An 11,705-nucleotide genomic window follows, 5' to 3' on the forward strand; every position below is an offset into this window, starting at 1 on the left:
TGGTGCGTGGCCCCGGCCACGGGCCCCGGCTGCCGGGGAGGTTTTCCACCCGCACGGCACACGATCCCATGAGCAGGTTCTCCCATGCATAGCGGCGCGCTCGAGCTGGCCCTGGTGCTGCTGCTGGCCGCGGTGATCGCGGTACCGGTGTTCAAGAAGCTCGGCCTCGGCGCGGTGCTCGGCTACCTGGCCGCCGGCGTGGTGCTCGGCCCGGATGGGCTGGGCTTCGTGCAGGACGCCGACCGCATCCTCAGTGCCGCCGAGATCGGCGTGGTGATGCTGCTGTTCGTGATCGGCCTCGAGCTGTCCCCCGCCCGCCTGAAGGTGATGCGCCGCTCGGTGTTCGGGGCCGGCGCGCTGCAGGTGGCGCTGAGCGCGCTGGTGCTGGGCAGCCTGCTGATGCTGGATCACTTCCAGTGGAAGAGCGCGTTGATCGTCGGCATCGCGCTGGCGCTGTCTTCCACGGCGGTCGGGCTGCAGCTGTTGTCCGAACACAAGGCGATCAACAGCGATTACGGGCGGCTTGGCTTTGCGATCCTGCTGTTCCAGGACCTGATCGCGATCCCGTTGCTGGCGGCGATCCCGCTGCTCGGCGGTGCACGCAACGACACCCTGCAGTGGAATGACGTGGCGATCGCGATCGGTGCGCTGGCGGTCGTGATCCTGTGCGGCCGGCCGGTGCTGCGCCGGCTGTTCAACATCATCGCGCGCACGCGCAGCCCGGAAGTGTTCACCGCGACCGCGCTGCTGGTCGTGCTCGGCACCGCGTGGTTCATGCAGGAGGCCGGCCTGAGCCCCAGCCTGGGCGCCTTCCTGGCCGGTGTGCTGTTGTCCGATTCGGAATTCCGCCACGAGCTGGAATCGCAGATCGAGCCGTTCAAGGGCCTGCTGCTCGGCCTGTTCTTCATCGCCGTGGGCATGGGCATCGACCTGGACCGCATCGTCGCCGAGCCGATGATGATCGCGGCGGGCGTGGCGATCCTGCTGGTGGTCAAGTTCGGCCTTCTGTTCGGCATCGGCAAGCTGGCCAAACTGCGGACCCGCCACGCGGTGCTGCTGGGCAGCGTGCTGTGGCTCGGCGGCGAGTTTGCATTCGTGGTGTTCAACGAGGCGCAGCGCGCGCATCTGCTCGGCAATGCCAACCATGACCGGCTGGTGGCGATCGTCGGCCTGTCGATGGCGATCACCCCGCTGCTGATGATCGGCCTGATCCGCCTGCTGGGCCGCGTCGAGGGTCCCAAGGCCCCGGCCCAGCCGGCCGACACCGTCGATATCAACGATGTGCAGCCCCAGGTGATGATCGCCGGCATGGGCCGCTTCGGCCAGGTCGTGGCGCGCCTGCTGACCGCGCAGAAGATTCCGTTCGTGGCGCTGGAGTCCAATCCGGACACGGTCTCGGACCTGCGCCGGTTCGGCAACAAGCTGTATTACGGCGACCCGACCCGGCCGGAAATGCTGCGTGCCGCCGGCGGCGAGCACATCCGCGTGTATGTGGTCACGCTGGATGATCCGGACGCCAACATGCGGGCCACGCGGCTGATCCGGCGCATGTACCCGGATGCGGTGGTGCTGGTGCGCGCGCGCAACCGACAGCATGCGTGGCGCCTGATGGACATGTCCGCCGAGCCGTTCCGCGAAGTGTTCGGGACCAGCCTGGAACTGAGCGAACGGATGCTGATCGCACTCGGCATGTCGGTGGAGACCGCACGCAACCATGTGCAGCGTTTCCGCGAGCACGACGAGAAGCTGCTGCGCGACCAGTACCTGGTCTACGACGACGAAGCAGCGGTGATCCAGACCTCGCGCGATGCGCGTGCGGACCTGATGCATCTGTTCGAGGCGGATGCGGAGAGTGATGGGAAGGGTGCGGACGGCACCCCACCGCGTTGATGGACCTGCGGGTACACCTGCCCGTGCATCATTGAGCGCTGCCGGCCAGCGGCCGGCACTACCAGGCGGGGCTCAGCCGTTATCGCGCAGGAACCGGGCCATCGAGGACACCCCCGGCACCAGCGGTTCGAATTCGCCGGCGACGTCGATGAAACCACGCATCACCGCGATCTCGCGCGGGCTGCGGTTGAGTGCGTCGCGCACGTCCGGGTCGGCGCCGGCACGCAGCAGGCGCTGCACCAGCAGCGGCAGGCCGTGCAGGGCCGCCAGATGCAGCGGGCCGAAGCCACGCGGATCCCGCACGTCCAGCGAGACCTCTTCGTCCAGCAGGCGCTCCACCGCGGCGAGCACGATCTGCTCGTCGCAGGCGGTGCCCGGTTCGGCGCGGGCGCCGAGCAGCAGCAGCAACGGCGTGACCGAGCCGGCGGCGGCCTGGTCCGGTTCGGCGCCGGCCAGCAGCAGCGTGTCCAGCAGCGCGAGCAGACGCGAGCGGTCGCGCGCACTGAAGCCGTACAGCGCGGCGCAGTGCAGCGGGCCGAGCTGTTGGGCATCGCCGGCATGGACGTTGGCACCGGCGGTGAGCAGGCGAGAGACGATGTCCGGCAGGCCCAGCGCCGAGGCCAGCATCAGCACGGTGACGCCGCCTGGCAGGCGGTATTCGAGTTCGGCACCGGCATCGAGCAGGGCCGAAACGATCTCGATCTGGCGCATGCTCACCGCCGCCGACAACGGCGTGGCGCCGCTGGCGGCAGCGTGCTGCGGATTCGCGCCGCGGGTAAGCAGCAGGTCGACCACGGCCAGGTGACCGCCACCGGCGGCACGCAGCAGCGCGGTGCAGCCCTGGGCGTCGACCACATCGACGCCGAAGCCGAGATCGATCAGGCGACGCACGGCATCGGCATCGCCGGCCATCGCCGCGGCGGGCAGGTCGCCGTCGCGCAGCGCGCGGCGCGGCAACGGCCATACCCGCCAGTCCAGCCAGTCGGCGAGGTCGCGGCGACCGATCGACAGCGCCACGCCCAGCGGCGTCTGGCCGTCGGCGGCGCGCGCTTCGGGTGAGGCGCCCTGCTGGACCAGCAGCTTGATCGAGCCTTCGCGTGCGAGCGCGGTGGCCAGATGCAGCGCGGTCATGCCATGGCTGTCGCGCGCTTCGCGGTCCACGCCCTGGGTGAGCAGCGCCTGCTGCACGCGCAGCCAGCCCAGGCGCACGGCCAATGACAGCGGCGGGTCGCCGGCCGGCGATGGCGCGAACGGATCCGCGCCGCGTTCCAGCAGTTCCAGCGCAAGTTGTTCCAGCCCGCGCGAGGCGTGGTCGTGCTGGGCGCAGGCGCTCAGCAGCCGCGCCAGGCCACCGCGACCGGCCGGGGACAGGCCACGGCGCAGCAGCACCTGCAGCGCAGGCACCGCGTCGATGCCCCGCGCCAGCAGCGCGAACATCGGGGTATCACCGCAGGCATCGAGCACTTCGGGCGCCGCGCCATGCGCGAGCAACCAGTCCAGCGCCTGTGGGTCCAGCGCCAGTTCGGCATCGTGCAGCAGCGCACCGAGTTCGTCGGGCGCACACAGGCGGGCCAGCGCGGCCATGCCCTCCACGTTGCCGAAGCTCAGCGCTTCGCGCAGCAGTTCCAGCGGCGGGCGGTCCGGCAGCGAGGGCGCGGCCGCATCGCTGTCACCAGACATCACCAGGCCATCGCTGACCGCGGACGGCAGCGGATAGGCGGGATCCAGCAGCGAGACGATCGCCCAGCGCCCGGCGCCGGCGGCGATGTCCACCGCACGGCGGCCCTGTGGATCGGCCACGTCGACGGCGATGCCCAGGTCGCGCAGGCGGCGCACCAGCAGCGGCGACACGTTGTCCGCCATGCAGGCCAGCAGTACCGCATTGCGTCCTTCGCCATCGACCGCATTGAGGTCGGGCTGGTGCGGCAGCAGGTGTTCCACCACGCCGGCACGGCCCCCGCGCGCGGCTTCCAGCCACGGCGTGCGCGCCAGTGCATCGCGCGCTTCCAGATTGGCGCCGGCGGCCAGCAGCACATCGATGATGTCGACATGGCCGGCCAGCGCGGCTTCGTGCAGCGCGCTGCGGCGCTGGCGGTCGCGCGCGTCGGCGCGGGCCTTGTGCTTGAGCAGCAGCTGCACACCGGCCGGATCGTCTTCTTCGGTACCGGCGGCGGCAAGCAGCACGGGCGTGCCTTCGGCCGGCTCGGTCTTCGCGCCGCGTTCGAGCAGGAACTTGGCCAGGCGCCAGTTGCCGACCTGGCAGGCGACCGCCAGCGGTGACCAGCCATCGTCGTTCAGCGCGTCCACTTCGGCGGCGGCATCGCGCAGCAGGGCGGCGACGCCGGGATCGGAACTGCGCGCGGCATGGTGCAGGGGGGTGTTGCCTTCGCTGTCCACCGCGCGCGGGTCGGCGCCGTTGGCGAGCAGGGTCATCACCGCCTCGGGGCGACCGTGCCAGCTGTCGCGGGTGGCGGCCAGCAGCGGGGTCATGCCGCGATGCGGCGCGTTGACGCCCACGCCACGGGCGATCAGTTCACGCAGCAGGCGCAGGTCCGGCAGCACCGCGGCGAGCACGGCCAGGCTGCGCTGGTCGCGCCAGGCCGGATCAGGCAGGCCGTGCGGGTCCGCGCCGGCCTGCAGCAGCTGCAGGGCGCGGTCGACCCGACCGCTGCGCGCGGCGTCGTACAGCGCCGGCTGCTGTTCGTGCAGGCCGATGGATTCCAGCGGCGTTGGCTCGGCGTGATGCCCGGCGAACGGATCCTCGCGGTCGCCACTCATCTGGACCGGCACCGTCGCCGTCAACGCGTCGGCCGGGGCGATCGCCTGCAGCAGCACGTGCGCCAACGGCGACAGCAGCACGACCGCAGCGGCGATCGGCCAGTGCAGTGCATCCGACACCAGCCCCGGCCACGCCGGCAGCACCACCAGCGCGCAGACCAGGACCACCAGCGCGGCGACGGCCAGGCCGCGCCAGGCGGTCAGGTCGCGCCCGGCCAGGGTCTGCCAGTGGCGCGCCAGGCTGCCTTCGCTGCGCTCCACGTCATTCCACAACGGCCAGGTCCGCCAGACCCCGAGCAGCGCGGCGCTGACCGCCACGCTCAGGCCCAGCACGGCCGCCAGGCTGCCGCTGTCGTGCAGTGCGCCCAGTGGCCAGGCCACCAGCAACGTCAGCAGCAGCGGGCCGAGAGACCACAGCGCCAGCAGCGCGGGAGCATCCTGGCGCGCCACCTGCGGCAGCGCTTGCAGCGGCCGGGTGCGGCGCCACCACGACACCGCCAGCGCGAACGCCGGCTGGGCCAGCGCGGCGCACACAGCGCCGGGCACGCCACCGACGGCCGCAGCCAGGGCCAGCAGCACGCCGAGCGCGACAGCGGAGGCAACGGCGCGGGGGCGTTGGGCGTCAGTCATTGCGTCGCGGGATCCGGACCGGTGCCAGGGGCGGCGGCGGAAGCTGCAGGTGGAATCCCCGCTCGGTCAGGTTCTGGCGCACTTGTGCGGCATCGGCCTGGGCGAGGCGACGGTCGGGAGTCAGGGCCACTTCGAGAACGAACTGGAACGGCGCCAGCGAGGCCTTCACCGCGTCCGGGATGACCGAGAAGTCATCACGAACGGCGAGATAGACGAAGCTGTCCTGCTTGCGTTGGCTTTTATAGACGTAGGCTTGCATGCCGCAGGGCTTTGCCCAGGGTAGTGAATGGCAATGATTGTGGAGGAAAGCCGGCACAGGTGAAAGCTGCGTGCACGGTCTGCTGTCGGTTTTCCGTCGCGGGACAGCATGAGGTTCATCAATGTCGCGATGTCGTTCAGCTGGGCGCCGCTGCAGTCTGCCCACGCCGCCGTGATGAATGCGTCGCTTTCCGCCGACCACCGCCCCGGGGGACGGTGGTCGTGCGTGCTTATTTCACCTTGGCGTAGGTGCCCTTCAGCGCCACGCCGGCCAGGATCGCGCCCGCATAGCATTCGTAGTTGGTGGTGCTCTTGAACTCGTTCTTCTTGTAGTAGCTGACGATGTCGACCACGGCATTGGCACCGCGCGACTTTGCGCCATCCTGCAGCGCGCGCAGCGCCGACAGGGCCACCCAGCGGCAGGCCTCGGCGTCGCTCTTGTTGGCGGCGTTGGTCTTCTTGTTGGTCACGTCCTCGCCCAGGCGATCCACCACGCTGACCTTTTCACCGGCCAGATAGAACTTCACGCTGCCGTCGATGCCGACGTTGCGGGCTTCAGCGGAATTGACCAGCTCATGCAGCGACTGCTCGACACGGGTGTCACGGGCCTGGGCGGTGCTGGCAACGGCGAGCAGGGCGGTGGCGGCGATCAGGGCAAAACGACGCATTCAACTTTCTCCTTGTTGGGGGGATGCGAGGGGGCTACGGAACGGCCGGCCCGCGGCGCGGGCCGGAAACAGCGGTCAGTCCTGCCAGCGGCGGAAGATCAACGACGTGTTGATGCCGCCGAAGGCGAAGTTGTTGCTCATGACGTAGTCGGTCTGCAATGCGCGGCCCTCGCCGGCGATGTAATCCAGCGCACCGCAGCGGGGATCGACCTCATGCAGATTCAGGGTCGGGGCGAACCAGCCCTCGCGCATCATCTCGATGCTGAGCCAGGCTTCGAACGCACCGCAGGCGCCGAGCATGTGGCCGACGTAGCTCTTCAGCGAGCTGATCGGCATGCCCGGCCCGAACACCTGGTGGGTGGCCTGGGTTTCGGCGATGTCGCCATGTTCGGTGGCGGTGCCGTGTGCGTTGACGTAGCCGATCCGATCGGCGGCCAGCTCGGCATCCTCCAGCGCCAGCCGCATCGCCTGCGCCATGGTGCCGGCGCTGGGCTGGGTGACATGCTGGCCATCGCTGTTGGTGCCGTAGCCGACCACTTCGGCCAGGATCGTGGCGCCGCGCGCCTGCGCATGCTCCAGTTCTTCCAGGATCAGCGTGCAGGCGCCCTCGCCCAGCACCAGGCCGTCGCGGTGCGCGTCGAACGGGCTGGGCGTGGTCTGCGGCGCGTCGTTGCGGACACTGGTGGCGAACAGGGTGTCGAACACCGCTGCGGCGGTGGCGTCGAGCTGCTCGGCACCGCCGGTGACCATCACCGTCTGCTTGCCGCTGCGGATCGCCTCGTAGCCCGAGCCCACGCCCTGGCTGCCCGAGGTGCAGGCGCTGGAGGTGGTGTAGACGCGACCGGACAAACCGAAGAACACGCCGATGTTCACCGGCGAGGTGTGGCTCATCATCTTCAGGTAGGTGGTGGCGCTGATGCCTTCGGTGGTGTGCTCATGGAGCATCCGGCCGAACTCGGCGGTGGCTTCGTGGCTGCCCGAGGACGAACCGTAGGCGACGCCGGCCATGCCACTGCGCAGCACCGGATGGCCCAGCAGGCCGGCCGTCTCCAGCGCCAGTTCGGTGGCGCGCACCGACATCACCGCCACCTTGCCCATGCTGCGGGTGGTCTTGCGGTTGTAGTTGGACGGGAGCTCGAATTCCTCCGCTGGCGCGGCCAGGCGGGTATTCAGGCCATCAAACACTTCCCACTCGGGGATGTAGCGCACCGCGTTGGTCCGCGCCTGCAGGCGCGCGCGGATGCTCGCCCAATCCTGCCCGAGCGGGCTGATGGCAGCGGCGCCGGTGACCACGACGCGACGATCGGGACGGGCCATCAGACCATGCCTCCGTTGACCGAGATCACCTGGCGGGTGATGTACCCGGCCGATTCAGAGAGCAGGAAGGACACGGCCGCAGCGACCTCGTCCGGCTGGCCCAGGCGGTTGGCGGGAATCAATTTGAGCGCGTGCTCGACCACTTCTTCATTGACCATCTCGGTCTCGATCAGCCCCGGCGCCACGCAGTTGACGGTGATCGCGCGGCTGGCCAGTTCCAGCGCCAGCGCCTTGGTGGCGCCGATGATCCCGGCCTTGGCCGCACTGTAGTTGGTCTGGCCGCGGTTGCCGACCAGGCCGGACACCGAGGACAAGGTGACGATGCGGCCCGGCTTGCGCCGGCGCACCAGCGGCATCACCAACGGGTGCAGCACGTTGTAGAAGCTGTCCAGGTTGGTGTGGATGACGGCATCCCAATCCTCGGCCGGCATCGCCGGGAAGGCGCCGTCACGGGCGATGCCCGCGTTGCAGACCACCCCGTAATAGGTGCCGTGCTCGGCGATGTCCGCTTCCAGCGCGGTGCGCGCGGCGTCACGGTCGGCCACATCGAACATCAGCACCCGGGCCTGGCGGCCCAGGGCCTGGATGTCGGCCACCACGGCCTGCGCTTCCTTGATGCGGCTGCGGCAATGCACCACCACATCGAAGCCGTCGCGCGCGCAACGCAGCGCCACGGCACGGCCGATGCCACGGCTGGCGCCGGTCACCAGCACGGTCAAATTCCCTGTCATGCCTCTCCAGTCTCCAGATAGGCCATCGCATCCGTGGGTTCAAACACGGAGACGTTGGCGACCGCCATTTCGATATCACCTGCCAGGATCCGGCAGGCGAACATGCCCAGGCCATTCTCGCCCAACAGCTCGCAGTTCGCCTCCACCCGCAGGCAACTGCCGGCGGTGAAGAACGGCTGGTGGGCGGTGTAACGGCGGGTACCGAGCAGGAAGCCGATCGATGGCGCCCGGCCGGCATGGCGCGCGCGGCACCCGGCCCAGGCGGCGATCGCCTGGGCCATGTATTCGACCCCGACCCAGGCAGGCACACCGTCGGGGGTGCAGAACAGACCCTGCGCCGGCACGTCCACCTCGACCGCGATGGACGCGTCCTCCCAGGCCACCACGCGGTGGATCAGTCGCATGCTGTCGCGGTGCGGGAGCACCGCGTCGATGTCATCGGGCAGCGGCATGCTCATCCCCGGGCCAGCGCCAGCACGGCATTGCTGCCACCGAAGGCGAACGAGTGGCTGAGCACATGCTGCAGCGGCTGCGCGGCGCACGTGCCCGGTGCCACCAGCGCCAGCGCCGGCAAGGCGTCATCGGCCTGCCCGTCCCACCAGTGGGTGGGCAGCTGCTGGTCCGGGTTGTCCGCCAGCGTCATCCAGCACAGCGCCGCTTCGATCGCCCCGGAGGCACCGAGCGTGTGCCCGGTCAGCGGCTTGGTCGAGCTGGCCGGCACCTGCGTGCCGAGTACCGCCGCGACCGCTTGGCTTTCCATCGCATCGTTGTGGCCGGTGGCGGTGCCGTGCAGGTTCACGTAGTCGATCTGCGCCGCGGCCAGGCCGGCCCGGTCCAGCGCCTGCTGCATGGCATCGATCGCGCCGCGCGCCTGCGGGTCCGGGGCGGACATGTGATGCGCGTCGGAGGATTCGCCCCAACCGGCGAGGCGCACCGGGCCCGGCTCACGCGTCATCAGGAACAGCGCCGCGCCTTCGCCGATGTTGATCCCGCTGCGGTTCACCGAGAACGGATTGCAGCGCGACGCCGAGACCGACTCCAGCGCGCTGAACCCGGCCACGGTGAAGCGGCACATCGAATCCGCGCCCCCGGCGACCACCGCATCGACCGCGCCGGCCTGCAGCAGGCGCGCGGCCGACATCAGCGCCTTGGCGCTGGAGGAACACGCGGTGGAGATCGTCCACGCCGGGCCGGTGCTGCCGATCCGCTCGCGCACGAAGCGCGCGGCGGTCCCCATTTCCTGCTGCGCATAATGGAAATCGGCCGGCCATGTGCCGTCGCGATGGTAAGTGCGAAGCGCGCTCTCCGATTCGCCGATGCCCGAGGTGCTGGTGCCGATGATCACCGCGACGCGCTCGGCGCCAAAGCGGGCCACGGCGGCAGCGACGGCCTCGCGGATCTGGCCGAGCGCAGCGTCGAGCAGGCCGTTGTTGCGGCCACGCAGCGCCACCGGCAGCTCGGCCAGGTCCGGCAACGGCGCATGTACCTCGCCCAGCGCCAGCGTGCGGCCGGGCAGGATGGCATCGTTGTCGCGCAATCCGCCGGGCTGTGCCGCGAACAGGCCGCCGCGCACCTCGGCGCGGTCGGCACCCAGCGCACAGATCACGCCCAGTTCGTTCAGATAGACCGCACTGCTGCTCACTCTTGGCCCTGCCCCATGTCCATCGATTCGATCACCAGTTCATAGCCCTCGGCCAGGTTGCGCAGGCGCACGCGGCCATCGGGCAGCGTGTCGCGCACCAGCCAGGATTTGCCGCCCTGCTCCAGGCTCCGCACGCCATCGGTCTCCTGCAGGGTCCAGCCGGCCGGCAGCGCGGCGCGGATCGCCGACGCCGGCCAGAGCGAGAACTGCAGGTCGTCCAGTACGCGTTCACCGCGCACCTGCGGCGGCAGCCACGGCGCACGGGTCTGTTCCAGGTGCTGCCCGTCCCACACCATGCGCACGCCGGTCTGGCCCATGGCCTGCACGGCCAACCGCACCTGCCCGGCATCCACTTCCAGCAGCGCATCCAGCTCGCGCTCGTGGCTGCCGAAGCGGAACTGCAGGCGCTGCTGCAGCTGCACCGGCTGCGGCAACGCCGAGGGCGCCAGCTGCAGCGTGGGCAGCTGTACCAGCGGCGTGGGCATCCGGGTGCTGGCACACGCGGCCAGCAGCAGGCTCAGCAACAGGGTCAGGATCAGGCGCTGCACAGTTCCTCCAATACGCGCAGGCGCCGGCCACTGGCATCGGCGACATACGGATTCTGCGTGTCCCAGGCGTAGCCGGCCAGGATCGAAGAGATCATGCGGCGTACCTCCGGCTGCGGATCGGGATGGTAGATGATCTTCTGGAAGCCGCCGGCATACCAGGCCTCGACGAAGCGCCGGAAGGTCTTCACGCCGGCGCGCAACGGCACCGAGAAGTCCTGCTCCCAGTCCACCGTTTCGCCGGCCTGTTCGCGTGCCAGGCAATCGCTGGCCAGCTGCGCCGATTTGAAGGCGATGGTCACGCCCGAGGAAAACACCGGGTCCAGGAACTCGCCGGCATTGCCCAGCAGCGCATAGCCCTCGCCCCACAACGAAGAGACGTTGGCCGAATAACCGGTGATGGTGCGCACCGGCAGCACCGCCCACTCGGCGTTCCTGAGCAGTCGGGTGAGGTTCGGGTCTTCGCTGACGATCGCCTGCAGCTTCTCCAGATCGGTACCGGGGTAGCGTTCGAAGAAGGCCGGCTCGGCCACCACGCCCAGCGAACAGCAGCCGTTGGAGAACGGAATCGTCCAGTACCACACGTCCACGTGTTCGGGATGGGTGGTGATCAGGATCTTGTTGCGGTCGAAGCCCGCGCCAGCTGGAATGTGGTCGCGCACGTGGCAGAAGATCGCGCCGCGCACCGGGAAGTTCGACGGGGACTCGAGCTTCAGCAGGCGCGGCAGCAACCGGGCGAAACCACTGGCATCGAGGATGAAGCCGGCTTCGATGGTGTATTCGCTGCCGTCCGGGCGGCGCACCTGCACCCGCGCCGGGCGCCCGGGCTGCACCGACAGCACTTCATCGCCGAAGCGCAGCGTGGCGCCCATGCGCTCGGCACCGCGCGCCAGCACGTCATCGAAGTCGGCGCGCTGCACCTGGTAGGTGGTGCCCCAGCCGGGCGAGAACTTGTCGCGGAAGTCGAACTCGGTGGTCGCCTCGCCGCGCACGAAGGCCGCGCCGTTCTTGTACTGGAACCCGGCCTGCACCACGTCCTGCAGCAGACCGGCGGCCTCGATGTACTCCATGCTCTGCGGCAGCAGGCTCTCGCCGATCGAGAAGCGCGGGAACTGCTGGCGCTCCAGGATCAGCACCTGGCGACCCTGCTGGCGCAGCATCGCAGCGGCCACGGAACCGGCCGGGCCGGCGCCGATGACCAGGATGTCAGTACGTTCCACGTGCGGGTTCATCGGATACATCCTTG

At 69.8% G+C, this 11,705-nt stretch carries 10 protein-coding genes; 1 reads left to right on the plus strand and 9 read right to left on the minus strand.

Translation table 11 applies throughout. From position 1 onward, the window contains the following. Positions 1–84 precede the first annotated feature (84 nt). On the plus strand, positions 85–1,890 hold the full coding sequence (locus AB9O74_RS07085; RefSeq protein ID WP_369348872.1) for a monovalent cation:proton antiporter-2 (CPA2) family protein: 1,806 nt from the start codon (positions 85–87) through the stop codon (positions 1,888–1,890). Positions 1,891–1,962: 72 nt separating this feature from the next. Here AB9O74_RS07085 and AB9O74_RS07090 read toward each other — a convergent pair whose 3' ends face one another. The 9 genes from AB9O74_RS07090 to AB9O74_RS07130 all read right to left on the minus strand — a co-directional run bounded on the left by AB9O74_RS07090 (position 1,963) and on the right by AB9O74_RS07130 (position 11,691). Beyond that, positions 1,963–5,298: an ankyrin repeat domain-containing protein gene (locus tag AB9O74_RS07090; RefSeq protein WP_369348873.1), complete on the minus strand. Its 3,336-nt coding sequence runs from the start codon at positions 5,296–5,298 to the stop codon at positions 1,963–1,965. Continuing rightward, complete coding sequence (locus tag AB9O74_RS07095; RefSeq protein ID WP_176987837.1) at positions 5,291–5,557, minus strand: YcgL domain-containing protein; 267 nt, start codon at positions 5,555–5,557, stop codon at positions 5,291–5,293. Before AB9O74_RS07095 ends, AB9O74_RS07090 begins: the two co-directional genes overlap by 8 nt. Positions 5,558–5,786: 229 nt before the next feature. After that, positions 5,787–6,224, minus strand: coding sequence for an excinuclease ATPase subunit (locus tag AB9O74_RS07100; RefSeq protein ID WP_369348874.1), 438 nt, complete (start codon positions 6,222–6,224; stop codon positions 5,787–5,789). Between the two features lie 75 nt (positions 6,225–6,299). Then, entirely contained in the window at positions 6,300–7,541 is a 1,242-nt protein-coding gene (locus AB9O74_RS07105; protein ID WP_369348875.1) for a beta-ketoacyl-ACP synthase, read from the minus strand. Continuing rightward, complete coding sequence (locus AB9O74_RS07110; RefSeq protein ID WP_369348876.1) at positions 7,541–8,272, minus strand: 3-ketoacyl-ACP reductase FabG2; 732 nt, start codon at positions 8,270–8,272, stop codon at positions 7,541–7,543. Before AB9O74_RS07110 ends, AB9O74_RS07105 begins: the two co-directional genes overlap by 1 nt. Then, the gene (locus AB9O74_RS07115) at positions 8,269–8,724 is read right to left on the minus strand and encodes a hypothetical protein (RefSeq protein WP_369348877.1); all 456 of its coding nucleotides are present in this window, start codon (positions 8,722–8,724) and stop codon (positions 8,269–8,271) included. Before AB9O74_RS07115 ends, AB9O74_RS07110 begins: the two co-directional genes overlap by 4 nt. A 2-nt stretch (positions 8,725–8,726) precedes the next feature. Next, a complete protein-coding gene (locus AB9O74_RS07120) occupies positions 8,727–9,914 on the minus strand; it encodes a beta-ketoacyl-ACP synthase (protein WP_176987832.1) in 1,188 nt (395 codons plus the stop codon). After that, positions 9,911–10,462: a DUF3261 domain-containing protein gene (locus AB9O74_RS07125; RefSeq protein WP_369348878.1), complete on the minus strand. Its 552-nt coding sequence runs from the start codon at positions 10,460–10,462 to the stop codon at positions 9,911–9,913. Before AB9O74_RS07125 ends, AB9O74_RS07120 begins: the two co-directional genes overlap by 4 nt. After that, the gene (locus AB9O74_RS07130) at positions 10,450–11,691 is read right to left on the minus strand and encodes an NAD(P)/FAD-dependent oxidoreductase (protein ID WP_369348879.1); all 1,242 of its coding nucleotides are present in this window, start codon (positions 11,689–11,691) and stop codon (positions 10,450–10,452) included. The genes AB9O74_RS07125 and AB9O74_RS07130 overlap by 13 nt, the downstream gene beginning before the upstream one ends. Positions 11,692–11,705: the final 14 nt, after the last annotated feature.

The sequence above is a fragment of the Stenotrophomonas sp. JAG2 genome, from assembly GCF_041080745.1.
In the GTDB taxonomy this organism is placed as follows: domain Bacteria; phylum Pseudomonadota; class Gammaproteobacteria; order Xanthomonadales; family Xanthomonadaceae; genus Stenotrophomonas; species Stenotrophomonas maltophilia_AA.

Coding starts and splice junctions, on each gene's coding strand:
- AB9O74_RS07085 (WP_369348872.1), top strand. CDS start 85: ATGCATAGCGGCGCGCTCGAGCTGGCCCTGGTGCTGCTGCTGGCCGCG.
- AB9O74_RS07090 (WP_369348873.1), bottom strand. CDS start 5,298: ATGACTGACGCCCAACGCCCCCGCGCCGTTGCCTCCGCTGTCGCGCTC.
- AB9O74_RS07095 (WP_176987837.1), bottom strand. CDS start 5,557: ATGCAAGCCTACGTCTATAAAAGCCAACGCAAGCAGGACAGCTTCGTC.
- AB9O74_RS07100 (WP_369348874.1), bottom strand. CDS start 6,224: ATGCGTCGTTTTGCCCTGATCGCCGCCACCGCCCTGCTCGCCGTTGCC.
- AB9O74_RS07105 (WP_369348875.1), bottom strand. CDS start 7,541: ATGGCCCGTCCCGATCGTCGCGTCGTGGTCACCGGCGCCGCTGCCATC.
- AB9O74_RS07110 (WP_369348876.1), bottom strand. CDS start 8,272: ATGACAGGGAATTTGACCGTGCTGGTGACCGGCGCCAGCCGTGGCATC.
- AB9O74_RS07115 (WP_369348877.1), bottom strand. CDS start 8,724: ATGCCGCTGCCCGATGACATCGACGCGGTGCTCCCGCACCGCGACAGC.
- AB9O74_RS07130 (WP_369348879.1), bottom strand. CDS start 11,691: ATGAACCCGCACGTGGAACGTACTGACATCCTGGTCATCGGCGCCGGC.